This is a genomic window from Pseudomonas sp. Seg1, from assembly GCF_018326005.1.
Lineage (GTDB): Bacteria > Pseudomonadota > Gammaproteobacteria > Pseudomonadales > Pseudomonadaceae > Aquipseudomonas.
This window is the reverse complement of record NZ_AP021903.1, coordinates 3,641,436-3,658,177: the sequence shown is the minus strand read 5'-3', so window position 1 is coordinate 3,658,177 and position 16,742 is coordinate 3,641,436. Positions and strand designations below refer to the sequence as shown.

Here is a 16,742-nt window from a genome sequence, read left to right as displayed (position 1 = left end):
ACCGTCCACCATGTCTCCGAACATGTGTCCACCATGTCTCCGGTACATACACTCCCAGAGGGAGAGGGGACTGATCGCGTTGTTCTTTCGTGATACACCGACCTGAACTGTCGCGCCGAACTCAGGTTTGATCCCACTAGAGATCGGCTCACTTTCCCCTCTCCTAGATTGAGAGGGGACTGACCATGGTGTTCTGTTCTTTCGAGGTACCCGAACTGAGATTTAGAGTCGAACTCAGGTTCTGAACTGTACCCGGTCGGCTCCCTTTCCCCCTCGCCCCCTTGGGGGAGAGGGCTGGGGTGAGGGGGTGAATCCAACAATCACCATGAATCTCAATTCCCATCCGCGACCTTGCGCTCAATCTCATCGACCTTGCGCTGCAGCTCTTCAGCATCCTGCTCTTTGACGCGGGTGGAGGAAGGCGTGATGACCTCGTCCACAGCACGGGTGTCATCGTCCCGGTCCTGCAAATCGCGCTCGACCACGTTCACGGGTTTGCCCGATGTATCGGTAGGTGGGGCGTTCGGGGTTTTGTCGTCGTTGCTGTTCATATCGTTGACCTCCATGGGTGTAAACGTTGGAGGTAGCACTGCGACGAGCGTTCGATTTTTTTTCGACTGCGAACCGACGGTGAAAACGCCAGTTCCGCGTTAACACCAACCCCCTGTGGGAGCGAGCAAGCCCACTCCCACAGGTTGGCCGCATTCGAGCGGCCTGAGGTCAGTTCAATCCTTGAGGATGTCGCGATCCTTGGTTTCCGGCAGGAAGAACGTGCCGAGTATCGCCGTCATCACCGCAATCACGATCGGGTACCACAGCCCGTAGTAGATATCCCCGGTGGCCGCCACCATCGCGAATGCCACCGTCGGCAGGAAACCGCCAAACCAGCCGTTGCCGATGTGATAGGGCAGTGACATTGAGGTGTAGCGGATGCGGGTCGGGAACAGCTCGACCAGCCACGCCGCAATGGGCCCGTACACCATGGTCACGTAGATCACCAGGATGGTCAGCAGGAGCAACACCATCGGATAGTTGGTTTTTGCAGGGTCAGCCTTTTCCGGATAACCCGCTTCTTTCAGTGCAGTGCCGAGGGTCGCGGTGAAGGCGTCGTTGCGGGTCTTGAAGTCGGCGGCGGGCAGGGCGCTGCCCTCGAAGCTCTCGACGACTTTGTCACCGATGCGCACTTGCGCGACGGTGCCCGGTTCGGCGATCACGTTCTCATAAGGGATCGCCCGTTTCGCCAGCAGGGTCTTGGCCAGGTCGCAGGAACTGGTGAATTTGGCCTTGCCCACCGGGTCGAACTGGAACGAACACTGATCGGGATTGGCGATCACCTTGACCGGGTTTTTCTCCTGGGCGATGAACACGTCGGGGTTACCGTACTGGGTCAACGCATGGAAGATCGGAAAGTAGGTCAGCGCCGCCAGCATGCACCCGACCATGATGATCGGCTTGCGCCCGATGCGGTCGGAGAGGCTGCCGAAGATCACGAAGAACGGCGTACCGATCAGCAGCGAACCGGCGATCAGCAGGTTGGCGGTCTGCGGGTCGATTTTCAGCGTCTGCAACAGGAAAAACAGCGCATAAAATTGCCCGGTGTACCAGACCACTGCTTGCCCGGCCGTACCGCCAAGCAGCGACATGATCACCACTTTGAGGTTGTCCCAGCGGGCGAAGGATTCGGTCAGCGGCGCCTTCGACGCCTTGCCTTCGGCCTTCATTTTCTGGAACACCGGCGACTCGCTCAGTTGCAGGCGGATGTACACCGAGACGATCAGCAGCAGGATCGACAGTAGAAACGGAATCCGCCAGCCCCAGGCTTCGAACGCTTCGGTGCCCAGCGCGGTGCGGCAAGCGAGGATCACCAGCAGCGACAGAAACAGGCCAAGGGTCGCGGTGGTTTGAATCCATGAGGTGAAGAAACCGCGTTTATTGCGTGGCGCATGTTCAGCGACGTAAGTGGCCGCGCCGCCATATTCACCGCCCAGTGCCAGACCTTGCAGCAAGCGCAGGGTGATCAGAATGACTGGCGCGGCGACGCCGATGGTCGCGTAGCCGGGCAGCAAACCGACGATCGCCGTCGAGACCCCCATGATCACGATGGTGATCAGGAACGTGTGCTTGCGCCCGATCATGTCGCCGAGCCGGCCAAACACGATCGCGCCGAACGGCCGCACCGCGAACCCCGCTGCAAACGCCAACAGGGCAAAAATGAACGCGGTGGTTTCGTTGACGCCGGCGAAGAAGTGCTTGGCGATGATCGCCGCCAGTGAGCCGTAGAGGTAAAAGTCGTACCACTCGAACACCGTGCCGAGGGACGAAGCGAAGATGACCTTGCGCTCCTCCTTGGTGATGCCGCCGCTGCGGGGTGGACTGCCGGTGGATGCTGTGTCGATTGTAGCCATGGGTGCTCTCCGTCGTGCTTATTGTCGTAGGCCGGAGTCCCCCGTTACCGCTATCGCACTCTGGCCTTGTGGCGTATGCCGCATTGCTCTCGCGTGAAACCTGCACAGTCTGACGGCCGCGCATTGCTGCACGGTTTCCTGAAGCATAATCAGCTTCTGGCAGATATCCACTCGCCAAAGGCGTCGATTAAAGATCAACTGCCGGCGGCCGATAGCAGCCGGTCAGCCACCCATCAAAAAACCACTTTCAGGGAAGATGTCCATGAACGCTTCATTGCAGAGCGCTGCCGCGCAAATCCGTCAGGCCGTGCGGGTCGCCACCGAGGGGCTGGTGGGGCGCGAGCAATTGGCCGAGCTGATTGTGCTGGCCGCTGTAGCGCAGGAGCACATTCTGGTCATCGGCCCACCCGGTACGGCGAAAAGTGCGGTGGTGCGGCGCGTGGCGCAATCGATGGGCGGGCGCTATTTCGAATACCTGCTGGGGCGTTTCACCGAACCCTCGGAGCTGTTTGGCGCAGTCGACCTGAAAAAGCTGCGCGAAGGCACGGTGGAAACCGACGTCAGCGGCATGCTGCCGGAAGCCGATATCGTCTTTCTCGACGAGGTTTTCCTCGGTTCGACGGCGATCCTCAATACTTTGCTCGGCGTGCTCAACGAACGCCGCTTCCGCCGTGGCCACACGCAGATCCAGTGCCCGTTGCGGGTGTGTGTCGGCGCCTCCAATGGTCTGCCGGATGATGAAGCGTTGGCGGCATTCGGTGACCGCTTCCTGCTGCACCTGTTTGTCGAATCGGTGCCAGACAATCAGCTCGAAGCGATGCTCGCCGGTGGCTGGCAGTCCGAGCAGCGCCCGGTGCAGCAACTGCTGGGCCTGAGCCAACTCGACACCCTTGGCCAGGCTTTGAAAAACGTCGATCTGACTGCCGTGCGCCCGGCACTGGCTCAGGCCATTCGGCGTCTGCGCGAGGCTGGCATTCAGTTGTCGGATCGGCGCATCGTCAAATCCCAGCGCTTGATCGCCGCTGCGGCGTTGCTTGGCGGGCGACTTGAAGCCAGCGAGGCGGACCTGTGGCCGCTGCTGTATGTACTGCCGACCAAGGAAACCCAACAACATGGCCGCGAAGTGCTGCGCGAGATCTTCGCGCAGTCGAGCAACAGCCATTTGTTCAGCGCGGTGGAAGAGGCGACCTTGCAACCGCTGTCGCGGCTCAGTCGCTTGCTGGAAACCGGCGAGGAGTATCTGGCCCGCAGCGAACCACCGGCCAGTGCCTTGCTTGAAGGCCTGCTGCGTGAGATTGATGCCAACTTCAATGATCAGACCATTCCGTCGTCGTTGCAGGACGTGCGCGGTCAGGTGGCGCGTCTGCTGACGTCTGCGGCATGACGATCAAACCGCTGAGTTGGGCCTGGCAGTCACGGCAGACTCCGGTCGAGCCCCAGGCCGCCGTGGCGTGGGGCGACGTAGCACGGCGTTTGCACGCACGCTTGTTGCTGATCCCCGAGGAACAGGCCGGGCGCCTGCAGGCCACGGCCAATCGCGACGTGTTGGTGGTGACCGGTGCCGCGGCGGATCTGCCGTGGGTCGACGGCGTGGCGTATGCGGCGATGGACGATCGCGCACCGGGACTGTGGCTGCCGACCAGTTGGGAACCCGACCGCCCGACAGACCTGCTGGGGCAGGCGCTGTCCAGCCGATTCGCCCGGGCGCCGCTGCTGCTCTGGCGCGAGCCCGCCGCCGTGGTGCCGCTGGATCGTTTGTTGCCGGTGACGACGCAGCATTTGCAGCGCATTGGCGCTTACTGGGCGGGCTGCTGATGCAATTACCTGAATCGCTGCAACCCTGGCGCGACTGGCTGCAATGGTTTGCTCCGGCACAACTGCCGCTGTTTGCCGACCTGTTCGGGCGTCTGGATCCGCTGCTCGGTCCGCTGCGTGGCCAACAGCAGGGCGGCGTGCCCGAGCCCGATGGCTTGGCCGATCTGCAACGTCGCGGCCCTTATGAGCGTTTGTTGTCGAGTGAATGGCTGTTGGCCGATGAAGTGCCTGATGAGTTTTTGCGCAGGGCCGTGGTGGGCGAGCATCTGTTTCTCGCGCCGCAATATCGCTCGCATCAGGCCAGCCGCTTGATGGTGGTGTTGTTCGATGCCGGGCCGTTGCAACTGGGCGCTGCGCGTCTGGTGCACATGGCCTTGCTGATCCTCCTTGCGCGTCGCGCCAAAGACGCCGGCGCCGAGCTGCGCTGGGGCATTTTGCAGCAGGCGCCGCAGCTGCATGCGCTCGACAGCGCTGCACAGCTCAAACGCTTGCTCAGCGCCCGTACCTTTAAAACCGTTGACGCCGGGCACTGGCAGGCCTGGCGTGACGGCTTGAATGCGCAACCGGAGCCCGTCGGCGAATGCTGGCTGGTGGGGCAGCGCTTGCCCGCGACCGAGGGTTTGCCCTGCAGCCATCGCGTGCAGGTCTCGCGCAGCCTCGACGGACGCAGTCTGTCGGTGGCTCTGCACGCGGAGGGCGCTCGTCGAGTGTCGCTGCCGCTTCCCGACGAGCGCCTGGCCTTGCAGTTGCTCAAAGGCCATTTCGAAGGTGAAGTGGTCGCAGCCGCACCGACCGCGAAGGGCCGCGTCCCGCGAGTGTCGCTGACCTTGCAGCCGGTGATTTCCAGCGCGGGTACGCATGTCGCCCTGAAACTGCTCGGTGAGCCCGGCATGGTGGTGATCAAGCTACCGGTGCACAACCAGAAGAAACCCCTCGAAATCCGCAAAAGTCTATGGTCTGCGCAGCAAACGGCACTGGCGGCGACCTTCAACGGCAAGGCCTTGGGCGCCGTTTTGAGTGATCAGTGGCAATTGACGTTCTGGAGCATGCCCGGGCTGAAACCGGTCGACAAACCGGGCCTTGAAGAACTCAAGCTGCCGCCAGGCACCGCGTCGCTCCTGCCGGTAGCCGGGTTGCGCAATAAGTCGACGGGCCGATTGTTTCTGCTCGACGGCCAGGGGCATCTGGCGTTCTGGGTAGTGGAAACCGGCCGTACGCCGGCCAAACCCAAAACCCGGCGCACCCACCGCTTAGCGGCGGACGTGTTGAGCATGGCCAAGGTTGACAGTGACGTCGTGGTGTATGCACGTCGTGAGGGTGATCGATTGCACACGCACTCGGTCAACGCTGACGGCGATGTCACGGCGGCGCATGTGGTGGGTCTCGCCAATCAAGTCGATCAGGTGCTGTTCGCCGCCAGTCCTTTATGGCGCAGGGGCTTTGGCGGTTGCGCGGTGCTGAGGATAAGCGACGGGTGCGAGAGTTGGGGCGTGGTGTCAGCCAAGGGCGCGGCCTCGGAAATCGAACGCATCGTGCTGGCTCCCGGCTGGAAGGGCATCGGCCTGCTGCAAGAGGACAACGAGCGTTATTCACTGTTGTTGCTTGCCCCCAACCAGCACGCTATCGCTGTGTACTGCGAAGGCGGTCAGCGCGTGTTGTTTACCACCGCCGCCCCCATCGTCAAATACAGCTTTTGCCCGCTGAGCGGCGTGATCGCCGTGCTGACCAAGGCCCGCGAACTGCTGGTGTACGCGGTCCCGCAACGCCTTCTGCGTTTGCAGATCATTTGTAATGAACATCCGGAAAACAAGGACGGCAGCGATGCTTGAGCATAACGCAGCGTTGATCCGCCGCCCGGTGTTGACCGGTCATCAACACATTGAAGGCCTGTGGTTCGCCGCCGAGCGTTTCAGCGAGGCCGAACGCGTCCGGCAGCTCCTCGAACACTGGCAAACCGAGGCCCGGGCCTACCGTTTCGCCGACGGTGATCTGCTGCGTTTTCGCCAGCCCATCGCCGTGCAATGCGAGGCATTGACCGGTTGGCCGCTGATTCGCCAAGGCAACACACTGTGTTCGGCGCTGCTCGACCCACAGGAAATCCGCAGCCTGCCGGCCGCCGATATCTGGCTGGTGCGCGGCAGTCACGTCAGTGCCCAATATTTGCGCGATGCCGAGGCCCTGGCACCGGGTGACTGGCTTGATATCAATGGCCTCACTTTGCTCGACACCTATGACTGCCGAAACGTGCTACCGGAGCCAGTGCTTGAACCCGTGGCCGTGGTCACCGACGTTCGGGAAATTCTCGGCGACGCGTTGCGTCCGGTCAGTCCCGAGCAGGAACAGGTCATGCAGGCCTTGCTTGATCGCCAGCAAAAAGCTGCGAAAGGGCCGGTCTATCAAGCCGTCACGGCGAAAGAAACCGGCTGGACGCAATCGGCCGATACGCCTTTGCCGTGGCTGAAGCTCAGCGTGACCCTGGTGATTCTGATAGCGATTTTCTGGATGGGGTCGCAGGGGCAAAATCCTGGCCTGCAAGGCTTGCCGGCGAAGACAGCGACGCCGGTATCGGTGCAAATCAGCGGCATCGTGGTCGGCACATTGATCGGTGGTATTGCCCTGACCTTGATATTGGCCGGGTTGCGCCACGTGTTGCGCCGGCCGGTGCCGGTGCAGCCTGCGGCACCCCGCGCCGCCGAACCAGGTATTGAACCCCGCGCCACACCGGCCAAAGCCAAGCCCTCGCGCTGGCGGCGCTGGGTGACGCGCCTGACTGAAAATTTGCGCCTCTCGGCCCTGTATGGCAAGCGCCAGGCCGCTTACATGCGGCGCATGCTCGAGATGTTCGAGGACGGCGATTTCGCAGAGGCGCTGCGTCACGCGATTCCATTGGGCAGCGAGCAAAGCAGCGGCGAGCAATCGTTCGGTACGCCGCAGCGACGTCAGGATCTGATGATTGACCACGGCCGTGGGCCCACGCGCTCGATCAGGTTCGAACACGACATGGAAGCGCATCTGCGGCAGGTCTACCGGCAGACCTTTGAGCGCCTCGACCGCGCGGGCCGCATTGAAGAAGCCGTCTTCGTGCTCGCTGAACTGCTCAAGGTGCGTCAGGAGTCGCTCGACTATCTGGAGAAGCACGGCCGCTTGCAGCAAGCCGCCGACCTCGCGCTGGCCTGGGATATGCCGTCCGCGATGATCGTACGGTTGTTGTGTCTGGCCGATAACTGGCAGCGCGCCTTGCTGGTCGCCCGACGTGACAATGCGTTTGCCGCCGCCGTGACATTGCTGCAAGGCAAGTGGCCAGAGAGCGCCGACCGTTTGCGTCTGGAATGGGCCGAATCGCTGACCCGCAAGGGCCTGTGGCTGCAAGCCGTCGAAGTGATCTGGCCGCTGAGCGCGGAGCGTAAACGCGCCGCCCAGTGGCTGCTGGATGCCGAAGCGGCGGGAGGCGCGCTGGCGTTGGGCGCATTGGTCAAACGGGCGGCGCTGTTGCCCGATACCTTGCAGACGTATGCCGAATGGGTCGAGAAACTGCGCGATGATCCGGAGCGTCACGCCGAGCGCGCGGCATTGGCCGAGATTTTGTTGCAGCACAAGACGCACGTGAATGCACTGGCATGGCTGGCCGGTGCCATCGTGCACGCGGTGCTGGCCGACCAGATCGACGGCCATGGGCGCTTGTCGCATCAGCAATTGCAGGCACTGGTCAGCATGAGCAAGGACAAGTTGTTGCAGGCCGATCTGCCGGGGGCGTTGCCGACCCTCGCCGCAAGCGTCCCGCTGTCGAAGGTGAGTGAGCCACTTGAATGGACAGCCCCGTTCATGGGCAACCGCAAGATTCTCGACGCGGTGCCGCTGGAGGATGGGCGTTACTTACTCGCGTTGGGCGAGGCGGGGGCGGTGGTTATCGATGCGCACGGCCAGACCCTGTGTCATTTTTCGGTGCCGGCACACAACATCGTGCTGGCCCATGACCGTCAGGTCGTGCTGGTGCTGGCCCGCCGCGATGATGTCTGGCGCATCAGCAAGCTCGATCTGGTCACCCGCAGCGCGACGGACCTGGGCGTGCAAATGTTCGATGTGTTCGCCCGATCATTCGACGGTTTGACCTGGACCCTCGGCCGGGGGCGGCAGGTGCGGGTGGTGGATGTCGATCATGGCTTCGAAACGCTGTGGCATGTCAGCGATTTGCCGGGGCAGGTCTGCGGCATGAAAGATGATGCGCAAAACGAACTGCTGTGGCTGACTCACCCGGACCACGGCTTGTATCTGTGGCACTACCGCTTGCCCGAACGTCGATTGATCACTCGGGATTTGATGCCGGCCGTGCCTGTAGGCAGTTTCCAGCTGCTCGATACGGATGGTCGGGTACTCAGCGCACAACTCAAACTGGCCGACAATGAAGATCCTGTGCTGGTAGTGGAGTGGATCGGCGGGCGCAAGGGCTATCGGCTACCGGGGCTGCATGGCGAAGAAACCGATCTGCTTGAGGTGTATCTGCATGGCCAATGGATGCTGATCCGCTACTTGATCAACGATCAGGAGATGCGCTGGCATTTCATTCATCGTGGCAGCGACCAACTCTGCGCCACGCTGCAATGGCCTTTGCACGGTGCGCAGGTACGCTGTTTCGGCGCCGATTACTTGCTGTTCGATCTCCACGGGCGTTTGAGCCATATCAACGTCGATACGGCCACTCAACACAACATTTCACTGAACTGATCCGACCGGGCCGCCTACGCCTTGACCCAGCGCTGGCGGCTCCACGCGCTCAACCAGTCCACCGCAAACACCAGCACCAGCATCGCCAGGATCACCGTGCTCGCCTGTGCTTCCTGAAACAAGCTCAGGCTCACATACAACATCTGCCCAAGTCCGCCAGCACCGACGAATCCCAATACGCTGGCCATGCGGATGTTGTTTTCCCAGCGATACAGAACGTAGGCGAGCAGTTGCGGGGCAAGGTTGGGCAGGGTGCCGTAGCAGAACGCGAGCATCGGGTTGCCGCCCTGCAAGCGGATCGCCTCGGCCGGTTGCGGCGGTGTGTTTTCCAGCGCTTCGGCGAACAACCGGCCAAGCACGCCAGTGGTATGCAGGGCGAGGGCGAGGGTGCCGGCGTTGGGGCCGAGGCCAGCGGCGAGCACCATCAGCGCCGCCCAGACCAGTTCCGGAATCGCCCGCAGGCCGTTGAGCAACAGGCGCGCAGCACTGCGCAACGGCCAGCCGAAACGCCCGGCGGCGGGCAGGGCGAGGACGATGCCGAACAGCGCCGCGAGCAAAGTTCCCAAGGCTGACATGGCTAACGTTTCCAGCGAACCGTGGAAAATCGCTTTCAGGTAATCGGCGCTCAAGTCCGGGCTGAGAAAGCGCTGCACATACGCGCCCATCTGCTTCAGGCTGGTGGCACTGCCCAACTCGCCGAGATCGAGGCTCAGATAAGCGAACGAAGCAACAACCGCCAAAGCGATGCCGGCGATCAGCAACAGATTGATCAGACGATTCATGCCAGCCTCCAGCGCAACAAACGGCTGAGTTGATCGGCCGCCAATACCAACAGCAGGAAAGTCAGCAGAATGCTCGCGACTTCACCACCGGCAAACATGCGGATCGACAGGTCGATCTGCTGGCCCAGCCCACCGGCGCCGACAAAGCCCATCACCACCGAAGCGCGGATCGCACACTCCCAGCGATAGACCGTGTACGACAGCAGTTCTGCGGCGACGTTGGGCAGGATGCCGTAAGCAAAACTGGCCAGCCGACCACTGCCCGATTGCAGCAAGGCATGCGCCGGACGCTGGTCGGTGGATTCGAAAATTTCCGCGTAGACCTTGCCGAGCATGCCGCTGTAAGTGATGGCAATCGCCAGCACACCCGCCGCCGGCCCGAGGCCTACCGCGCGCACGAACAACAGCGCCCAGACGATCTCCGGCACGCTGCGCAGGAAGATCAACAAACCGCGCACCGGCCAGCGCAACAAGCGGCCGAGGCGGCTCGGCACCCCGCCGCGTGAAGCAGCGGACAGCGACAAGGCACGGCTCGCCAACAGGCCGGCGGGAACGGCCAACAGCAGCGCCAACGCCATGCCGGCGGTGGCGATTGCCAAAGTCTGCAAGGTGGCTTTGAACAGCAACTGCAGGAAAGCTTCATCGTGCGCAGGCGGCCAGAATTGCGCGACAAACCGGCCCATTTCATTCTGGCTGTCGGGCAGCAATACGCGCAGATCCAGTTCGCTGAGCTGGATTCCCGGCCACAGTAAAGCAATCGCCAACAGCGTCAGCAGCAAACGTGGCCAAGCGGCGGGATCGCGTGAATCGGCTCTCAGCATCGTGGGATCTGCACAGTCAAAGGCGCGAGCGCAACGGCTGGCGATTGCAATTGTTCGTTGGCGTACAGCGCGTCGAGCATCGCTCGGCTGACTTGATCGGCAGGGCTGTCGAAGAGGATCTGTCCGTCACGCAAGCCGATGATGCGCGGGAAGTGCGACAGCGCCAGATCTACCGCGTGCAGGCTCGCCACCAGCGTGACGTTGTGTTCGCGGGCATGGCGCGACAGGATCGACAGGGTGTGCCCGGCCATCACCGGGTCCATCGCTGATACCGGCTCATCCGCCAGCAGAATTTCCGGCGCCTGATACAGCACGCGGGCAATGCCGACTCGCTGCAACTGACCGCCGGACAATTGCTGGCAATGGGCGAACAGTTTGTCGCCGAGGTCCAGACGCGCCAACGCCGCACGGGCACCGGGCACGTCCAGCGGATGCAGCAGGTTCAGCAGACTTTTGCCCAGACTCCATTGCCCGAGTTTGCCGGCCAGCACCGCCGTTACCACGCGCTGACGCAACGGCAGGGGCGGCGCCTGGTGCACCAGGCCGATCCGCGCACGCAGGCGTTGCCGCTTTTGAGCCGACAAGTGCCAGGCGCGCTCGCCCAGCACTTCCACCTCACCGCTGCTCGGCCGCAGAGCGGTGGCCAGCAGATTGAGCAATGTCGATTTACCGGCCCCGGACGGGCCGATGATAGCGACCTGTTCGCCAACGCCAATCTGCAAGTCGATACCGCGAAGCGCATCGACCCCATTGGCGTGGCGCAGGCTGCATTGGTTAAGGCGAAGCGTCATTTCAGCAGGTCGGCAGCGCGGGCGGCTTCCTCGATGCCCTTGTAGTTGTCAGGCTTGGTGTCGATGAAGCGGGTCGCCGCTTGCAGATCGAGGATCTTCTTCTGCTCGAGGTTGGCCGGGTCGAGATCGAGGAAGGCTTTTTTAATCTTCGCCGCCAGTGCCGGATCGAGCGTGCCACGCACCGTCCAGTTGTAATCGAAGTAGGGCGGGGTGGTGGCGAAGACTTTGACCTTGTTGGTGTCGACCTTGCCGGCATCCACCAGTTTCTGCCAGACACTGGCGTTCAACACACCGGCATCGACCTTGCCGGCCTGCACCCAGGCCACGGTGGCGTCATGGGCGCCGGAGTAGGCGACGCGGCTGAAATACGCTTCAGGCTTGATGCCGTCATTTTTCAGCATGAAATAACGCGGCATCAGGCTGCCGGAAGTCGAGGAGACGGAACCAAAGGCGAAGGTCTTGCCTTTCAGGTCGGCAAGGCTTTTGACATTAGGGTCGGCGGTGATGAACTTGCTGGTGAACTGCGCATCCTGTTCACGCTGCACCAGCGGAATCACCGGGGTGGTGGCGTCAGTCTTCAAGCGTGCCTGAACAAAGGTGAAACCGCCCAGCCAGGCCATGTCGAGACGGTCGGTGGCCAGCGCTTCAACCACTGCCGGGTAATCGGCCACCGGCACGAATTGCACTTTCATGCCCAATTGCTGCTCCAGATAAGCACCCAACGGCTCGAACTTGCGCAGCAATTCGGTCGGGGCTTCATCGGGAATTGCGCTGACTTTCAACACGTCAGCGGCGTGCGTCACCAGTGCGGATAGAGACAGGGCCAGACCGGCCGTCAGTGCCAGGGTTCGCTTGAGCATGGAGATCTCCGTTTCATGAGCGTCAATGTCGGTGCGCCTGTGCTGAGCAATCGGCGCAGGCGCAAAGTCAGGGTAGACGAAACGGCGAGGTTATACGCAGCCGGTGGCTCAAAGACCAGCTACGACGGCCGGTGATGTTTTACGCCACGTTTCTCCTGCGGGAGAGGTCAGTGTGTTTCGGGGACCCTGGCTATCACCTTGATCTCGAAATCGAAGCCGTACAACCACGTCACGCCGACGGCGGTCACGATCGGATGTGGCGCATCGCCTCAGGCCTGCGAGAGCAGTGTTTATCGATTGGGTGGTGAAGTTAATGGCGTAGAGAGTGACTGGTGCAGTTTTTGCTAGCTCGCTCCGAAGCCGTCAAATAACCAACACTGCTGGCGTCCCGCAGACCTGAGGCGTTGACCAGAAAAGCTCTGGGTTCAAGGAATTTCACATGAATATGTACATCGATATCGTCGGCGCCTGCAATCTGAGCTGCCCCTCTTGTCCGATGGGTAACTCGGAAAACCTCAACTACAAAAAAGCCATGCAGCTCGACATGTTCCGGGCGATCGTCGAGAAAGCCAAGCGTGAAGGCGTCAGCTCTATCTTTCTCTACAACTGGACTGAGCCTCTGGTGCATCCAAAGATCGGCGAGTTCATCGAGATCATCAATGCGGCGGGCATCAACAGTGGCGTCAGCACTAACCTGAACCTGGCCAAAAACATGGAAAAAGCCTTGTTGGCCGAGCCGGGTTTCTTTCGTATCTCGCTGTCAGGGTTTTACCAGGAGACCTACTCGAAGGGGCATGTCGGGGGGGATATCGAAGTTGTAAAACAGAACATGATCACCCTCAGTGAACTCGTGCAGCAGCATGGTCTGAATACCCGGATCGACGTTTATTACCATCGTTATCTGGACAACCTCGAAGAAGAAATGCTTATGCGCGAGTTCAGTGAGCGTCTCGGCTTCACATTCGGCACGGGTTATTCCGTGATGATGCCGCTGGAAAAAGTGCTGGCCATTGTCGAACACGATCCTTCGGTGACTGAAACCGACCACGAGACCCTGAAAAGGCTGGCATTGCCGCCTTACGATGATCTGGTCAATGTTGTGCAGAACTTCCACAAACAAGCGTGCACGCTCAAGGACAATTGGCTGGTGATCGACTGCAACGGCAATACAGTGCTGTGTTGCACGATCTTCAATCAAAGCGAATACCAGGTCGGCAAGTATCTCGACATCGCTGTCGACGAGTTGATGCAGCGTAAAAACACCCAGAAAAACTGCGTCGACATGTGTGATCGGTGCGTCAACAAAGGGATGCACATCTACGCGATGTATCCCGGCAAGGGCGCGCTTGAAAGTCATGCAATCAATCGCATGATCGATTTCCAGCAGCGCAGCATTGCGGGTTTGCCGATTGATAGCGAACAACTTGGCCGGGCCGGTGAAGTCAGTGCCGAAAACTTCGATGAAGCCCGATACCTTCAATTGAATGACGACGTCCGACAGGCCGTCCACAACGGCTCCTTCTCCAGTGGCTATCAGCACTACGTGCTGTTTGGACGCCTAGAAGAAAGAGTCGGTGCCGGTGCCTTTTCAGTCGTTTGATCGCCAGTCAGGCTGACTGCAGATGATCCGATAGCCACGCGGTAAAACGCTGGGCCATCGGGTCATTTTCACTGTCACGGTGAGTCAGCAGTGCCCAGTTAGGCCCGCGAATGGTGTCCTCGACCAAGGGCTGCAACACGCCGTCAGCCCTTGCCTGCCGGCTGAGCAACTGACTCACCAGCGCGATACCGAGACCTGAACAAGCGGCATCGAGCAGCAAGCCCGGATCGGAAAAATTCAGGCCCTGATCCTGCTGGCCGACATCGATTCCGGCCTCTACTGCCCAATGGCTCCAGTCCATTTCCCGCTCACCATGCAATGTGGTGCGTTGCGCGGCAGGCAGCTCGAACACGCTTGGATGGCACGCCGGATAAAGACGATCGGCATACAGCACTTTGAAGCTGCACTCCGCCTGCGAACTGATGTCGTCGCGCACCGCCAGATCGATGGTCTGCGTGGTCATGTCCGGCACTTCATCGGTACTGAAGATCCACAGATCGACCTGCGGATGCTCCCGGCGAAACGCCCCCAGTCGCGGCAACAGCCAATGCCGGGCGAACGCCGGTGTGGTGTTGAGCACCAGTTGATTGGGCTTCTGATACTGCCCGAGACGACGAATCCCGACCGCCAATTGCTGCAGCATCGCCTGCGTGGTGCTGAGCAAATCATTACCGGCATCGGTGAGCGCCACGCTGCGACCGTTGCGGAAAAACAGCGGTTGTTCCAGATACGTCTCCAGGCTGCGGATCTGCTGGCTGATCGCCGACTGCGTGAGGTGCAACTCGTCGGCAGCCTTGTGAAAACTGCCCAGCCGGGCGGCGGCTTCAAAGCCGCGCAGCGAGCTGAGTGGGGGCCAGTGCTTGAGCATGATCGATAAGTTCCTCTAATCAGTTGTGCGCTAAATCCATCGTTTGTTCGCTGTTTTTATGGCCCGTAGCATAGGCGCCATTGAACACAACAGCTTAACTGACGAGGCTTATCATGCAGCACAACGATATTAAAAACAGCGGTTGGATGATGCCGGCCGAATGGGTGCCGCACGCGGCGACGTGGATGGTCTGGCCACATAACGAGGCCCTTTGGCAATCCGCTTGGGGTGTGACCTTGCCGCTGGTACAGCAGGATTTTGCCGGCGTGGCCAATGCCATCGCCCGCTTCGAACCGGTAAAAATGGTCGTCGATCCCTCGGCTATCGCCAGCGCCAAAGCCTTGTGCGGGCCGAACGTCGAGTTGATCCCGTTGGCGGTCAACGACAGCTGGTTCCGTGATTCCGGTCCAAGCTTTATCTGCCACCCGCAACTTGGGCTTGCCGGAGTCAGCTGGCGCTTCAATGCCTGGGGCGGCAAGTCGGCGCATGATCTGGATGAAAGCGTGGCGCGTCGTGCGCTCAATCACTTGGGCCTGGAGTGCTTCGGCACGCCGCTGAGCAACGAGGGCGGGGCGATTCATGTCGACGGCGAAGGCACGCTGATCACCACCGAATCGGTGCTGCTCAACCCCAATCGCAACCCGGGCATGAGCAAAGCCGAGATGGAAGAAATCTTCAGCCGCCTGCTCGGCGTGAAGAAAACCATCTGGCTGCCGGGCGATCCGGATTATGTCACTGGCGACGTCACGGATGGCCACGTCGATGGCGTGTGCGCCTTCGCTCGTCCGGGTGTGCTGCTGGTGGATGCGACCCATGACCAAAGCTCGGTGTATGCCGAAGTGGCCCGGGAAAACCGCCGCGCACTGGAACTGGCGACTGATGCCCAGGGCCGTAAATTCGAGCTGATCGAACTGTTCGAAGCCTCCGAGGCGGTCGACACCGAGGCCAAAGTCTTTTGCGCGTCGTACACCAATTTCTACATCGCCAACGGCGCGATCATCATGCCGGCCTACGGTATCGAGGCCGACCACGTTGCGGCGAAAATACTGAAGCAAGCCTTCCCCGGTCGTGAAGTGGTGCCGGTGCGGATCAATAATCTGGCCCATGGCGGCGGCGGTGTGCATTGCATCACCCAGCAGCAGCCAGCCTGGCCTCTGGAGGCGTGAACGATGACGCTACTGACCATCGCCACAACCCAGATGCCGTGCACCTGGGATTTACCCGGCAATCTTGATCAGGCGGAACGTCTGGTGCGGGAAGCTGCGGGGAAGGGCGCGCAAGTCATCCTGTTGCAGGAACTGTTCGCCACGCCGTACTTCTGCATCGAACAAAACCATAAACACATGGCGCTGGCCGAGGAGTATCGCGACAGCCGCGTGCTGGATCGCTTCGCCGCACTGGCCCGGGAGCTGGGCGTGGTGTTGCCGCTGAGCTGGTTCGAGAAGGCCGGTAATGCCTACTTCAATTCGCTAAGCGTGGCCGATGCTGACGGGCGCCTGTTGGGGGTGTATCGCAAGACCCACATCCCCAACGCCATCGGCTATCAGGAAAAGGAATATTTCAGCCCCGGCGACACCGGTTTCAGAGTCTGGGACACCGCGTTTGGCCGCCTCGGCGTCGGCATCTGTTGGGATCAGTGGTTCCCGGAAACGGCGCGGTGCCTGGCGTTGATGGGTGCGGAAGTCTTGCTCTACCCGACGGCTATCGGCTCTGAACCGGGCTGCGCGACGCTGGATTCCCGCGACCATTGGCAGATGACCATGCGCGGCCACGCCGCCGCCAATCTACTGCCGGTGGTGGCATCGAATCGAGTTGGCCGAGAAGTCGCGACTACCGATCCGAGCCTGCAAATGAGCTTCTACGGCTCATCGTTCATCAGCGATCACAAGGGCCAATTGCTCGCCGCAGCCGACCGCGACAGCACCGGCGTGCTGCTGCACAGCCTCGATCTGGCCGCCATGCGCGAAGAGCGTTTGAACTGGGGCATCTACCGCGATCGTCGCCCGGACATGTACGGGCCGCTGCTGAGTCAGGACGGTCGTCACCTCCATGCACGCTGGAACACTCAAGGGGTTTGA

The 16,742-nt window shown here is 61.2% G+C and carries 14 protein-coding genes and 1 pseudogene; 7 read left to right on the top strand and 8 right to left on the bottom strand.

What is annotated here, in order from left to right:
• Nucleotides 1-332 precede the first annotated feature (332 nt).
• Together KI231_RS16350 and KI231_RS16345 are read right to left on the bottom strand one after the other, a co-directional pair.
• Nucleotides 333-551, bottom strand: coding sequence for a hypothetical protein (locus tag KI231_RS16350; RefSeq protein WP_103302295.1), 219 nt, complete (start codon nucleotides 549-551; stop codon nucleotides 333-335).
• Between the two features lie 174 nt (nucleotides 552-725).
• Nucleotides 726-2,405 carry an MFS transporter gene (locus KI231_RS16345; protein ID WP_103302294.1) on the bottom strand — a complete coding sequence of 560 codons (1,680 nt, stop codon included), beginning with the start codon at nucleotides 2,403-2,405 and terminating at the stop codon, nucleotides 726-728.
• A gap of 262 nt (nucleotides 2,406-2,667) precedes the next feature.
• Between KI231_RS16345 and KI231_RS16340 the strand changes: the two genes are divergently transcribed.
• The 4 genes from KI231_RS16340 to KI231_RS16325 are packed head-to-tail and all read left to right on the top strand — an operon-like array spanning nucleotide 2,668 to nucleotide 8,942.
• Nucleotides 2,668-3,789 carry an AAA family ATPase gene (locus tag KI231_RS16340; protein WP_103302293.1) on the top strand — a complete coding sequence of 374 codons (1,122 nt, stop codon included), beginning with the start codon at nucleotides 2,668-2,670 and terminating at the stop codon, nucleotides 3,787-3,789.
• Nucleotides 3,786-4,220, top strand: a complete 435-nt coding sequence (locus KI231_RS16335) for a bpX5 domain-containing protein (protein ID WP_212809099.1) — start codon at nucleotides 3,786-3,788, stop codon at nucleotides 4,218-4,220. The genes KI231_RS16340 and KI231_RS16335 overlap by 4 nt, the downstream gene beginning before the upstream one ends.
• Nucleotides 4,220-6,049 (top strand): hypothetical protein, encoded by a 1,830-nt coding sequence (locus KI231_RS16330; RefSeq protein WP_212809098.1) that lies wholly within the window; start codon nucleotides 4,220-4,222, stop codon nucleotides 6,047-6,049. The genes KI231_RS16335 and KI231_RS16330 overlap by 1 nt, the downstream gene beginning before the upstream one ends.
• Nucleotides 6,042-8,942, top strand: a complete 2,901-nt coding sequence (locus KI231_RS16325) for a bpX6 domain-containing protein (RefSeq protein ID WP_212809097.1) — start codon at nucleotides 6,042-6,044, stop codon at nucleotides 8,940-8,942. The genes KI231_RS16330 and KI231_RS16325 overlap by 8 nt, the downstream gene beginning before the upstream one ends.
• Nucleotides 8,943-8,956: 14 nt before the next feature.
• Here the strand turns inward: KI231_RS16325 and phnE are convergent, their stop codons facing one another.
• The 5 genes and pseudogenes from phnE to KI231_RS16300 form a co-directional block, all read right to left on the bottom strand.
• Complete coding sequence (gene phnE, locus KI231_RS16320) at nucleotides 8,957-9,724, bottom strand: phosphonate ABC transporter, permease protein PhnE (RefSeq protein WP_212809096.1); 768 nt, start codon at nucleotides 9,722-9,724, stop codon at nucleotides 8,957-8,959.
• A complete protein-coding gene (locus tag KI231_RS16315; protein ID WP_212809095.1) occupies nucleotides 9,721-10,545 on the bottom strand; it encodes a PhnE/PtxC family ABC transporter permease in 825 nt (274 codons plus the stop codon). The genes phnE and KI231_RS16315 overlap by 4 nt, the downstream gene beginning before the upstream one ends.
• Nucleotides 10,539-11,336, bottom strand: coding sequence for a phosphonate ABC transporter ATP-binding protein (locus tag KI231_RS16310; protein ID WP_212809094.1), 798 nt, complete (start codon nucleotides 11,334-11,336; stop codon nucleotides 10,539-10,541). The genes KI231_RS16315 and KI231_RS16310 overlap by 7 nt, the downstream gene beginning before the upstream one ends.
• Nucleotides 11,333-12,196, bottom strand: a complete 864-nt coding sequence (locus KI231_RS16305) for a putative selenate ABC transporter substrate-binding protein (RefSeq protein ID WP_212809093.1) — start codon at nucleotides 12,194-12,196, stop codon at nucleotides 11,333-11,335. The genes KI231_RS16310 and KI231_RS16305 overlap by 4 nt, the downstream gene beginning before the upstream one ends.
• 167 nt (nucleotides 12,197-12,363) lie before the next feature.
• Nucleotides 12,364-12,465: pseudogene (locus tag KI231_RS16300) on the bottom strand (RidA family protein); the annotation flags it as partial.
• A 170-nt stretch (nucleotides 12,466-12,635) separates the two neighbouring features.
• Between KI231_RS16300 and KI231_RS16295 the strand changes: the two are divergent.
• Nucleotides 12,636-13,796 carry a radical SAM/SPASM domain-containing protein gene (locus KI231_RS16295; RefSeq protein ID WP_212809092.1) on the top strand — a complete coding sequence of 387 codons (1,161 nt, stop codon included), beginning with the start codon at nucleotides 12,636-12,638 and terminating at the stop codon, nucleotides 13,794-13,796.
• A gap of 7 nt (nucleotides 13,797-13,803) precedes the next feature.
• Here the strand turns inward: KI231_RS16295 and KI231_RS16290 are convergent, their stop codons facing one another.
• Nucleotides 13,804-14,664, bottom strand: a complete 861-nt coding sequence (locus KI231_RS16290; RefSeq protein ID WP_212809091.1) for a LysR substrate-binding domain-containing protein — start codon at nucleotides 14,662-14,664, stop codon at nucleotides 13,804-13,806.
• A gap of 113 nt (nucleotides 14,665-14,777) precedes the next feature.
• On the opposite strand from KI231_RS16290, the gene KI231_RS16285 reads away from it, so the two are divergent.
• Both KI231_RS16285 and aguB read left to right on the top strand, forming a co-directional pair.
• Nucleotides 14,778-15,830: an agmatine deiminase family protein gene (locus KI231_RS16285; protein ID WP_212809090.1), complete on the top strand. Its 1,053-nt coding sequence runs from the start codon at nucleotides 14,778-14,780 to the stop codon at nucleotides 15,828-15,830.
• A gap of 3 nt (nucleotides 15,831-15,833) precedes the next feature.
• Nucleotides 15,834-16,742, top strand: a complete 909-nt coding sequence (gene aguB, locus KI231_RS16280; protein WP_212809089.1) for an N-carbamoylputrescine amidase — start codon at nucleotides 15,834-15,836, stop codon at nucleotides 16,740-16,742.

What these genes read in the sequence shown, in the direction of transcription:
- KI231_RS16350 (WP_103302295.1), bottom strand. Translation starts at nt 551, where the DNA reads ATGAACAGCAACGACGACAAAACCCCGAACGCCCCACCTACCGATACA.
- KI231_RS16345 (WP_103302294.1), bottom strand. Translation starts at nt 2,405, where the DNA reads ATGGCTACAATCGACACAGCATCCACCGGCAGTCCACCCCGCAGCGGC.
- KI231_RS16340 (WP_103302293.1), top strand. Translation starts at nt 2,668, where the DNA reads ATGAACGCTTCATTGCAGAGCGCTGCCGCGCAAATCCGTCAGGCCGTG.
- KI231_RS16335 (WP_212809099.1), top strand. Translation starts at nt 3,786, where the DNA reads ATGACGATCAAACCGCTGAGTTGGGCCTGGCAGTCACGGCAGACTCCG.
- KI231_RS16330 (WP_212809098.1), top strand. Translation starts at nt 4,220, where the DNA reads ATGCAATTACCTGAATCGCTGCAACCCTGGCGCGACTGGCTGCAATGG.
- KI231_RS16325 (WP_212809097.1), top strand. Translation starts at nt 6,042, where the DNA reads ATGCTTGAGCATAACGCAGCGTTGATCCGCCGCCCGGTGTTGACCGGT.
- phnE (WP_212809096.1), bottom strand. Translation starts at nt 9,724, where the DNA reads ATGAATCGTCTGATCAATCTGTTGCTGATCGCCGGCATCGCTTTGGCG.
- KI231_RS16315 (WP_212809095.1), bottom strand. Translation starts at nt 10,545, where the DNA reads ATGCTGAGAGCCGATTCACGCGATCCCGCCGCTTGGCCACGTTTGCTG.
- KI231_RS16310 (WP_212809094.1), bottom strand. Translation starts at nt 11,336, where the DNA reads ATGACGCTTCGCCTTAACCAATGCAGCCTGCGCCACGCCAATGGGGTC.
- KI231_RS16305 (WP_212809093.1), bottom strand. Translation starts at nt 12,196, where the DNA reads ATGCTCAAGCGAACCCTGGCACTGACGGCCGGTCTGGCCCTGTCTCTA.
- KI231_RS16295 (WP_212809092.1), top strand. Translation starts at nt 12,636, where the DNA reads ATGAATATGTACATCGATATCGTCGGCGCCTGCAATCTGAGCTGCCCC.
- KI231_RS16290 (WP_212809091.1), bottom strand. Translation starts at nt 14,664, where the DNA reads ATGCTCAAGCACTGGCCCCCACTCAGCTCGCTGCGCGGCTTTGAAGCC.
- KI231_RS16285 (WP_212809090.1), top strand. Translation starts at nt 14,778, where the DNA reads ATGCAGCACAACGATATTAAAAACAGCGGTTGGATGATGCCGGCCGAA.
- aguB (WP_212809089.1), top strand. Translation starts at nt 15,834, where the DNA reads ATGACGCTACTGACCATCGCCACAACCCAGATGCCGTGCACCTGGGAT.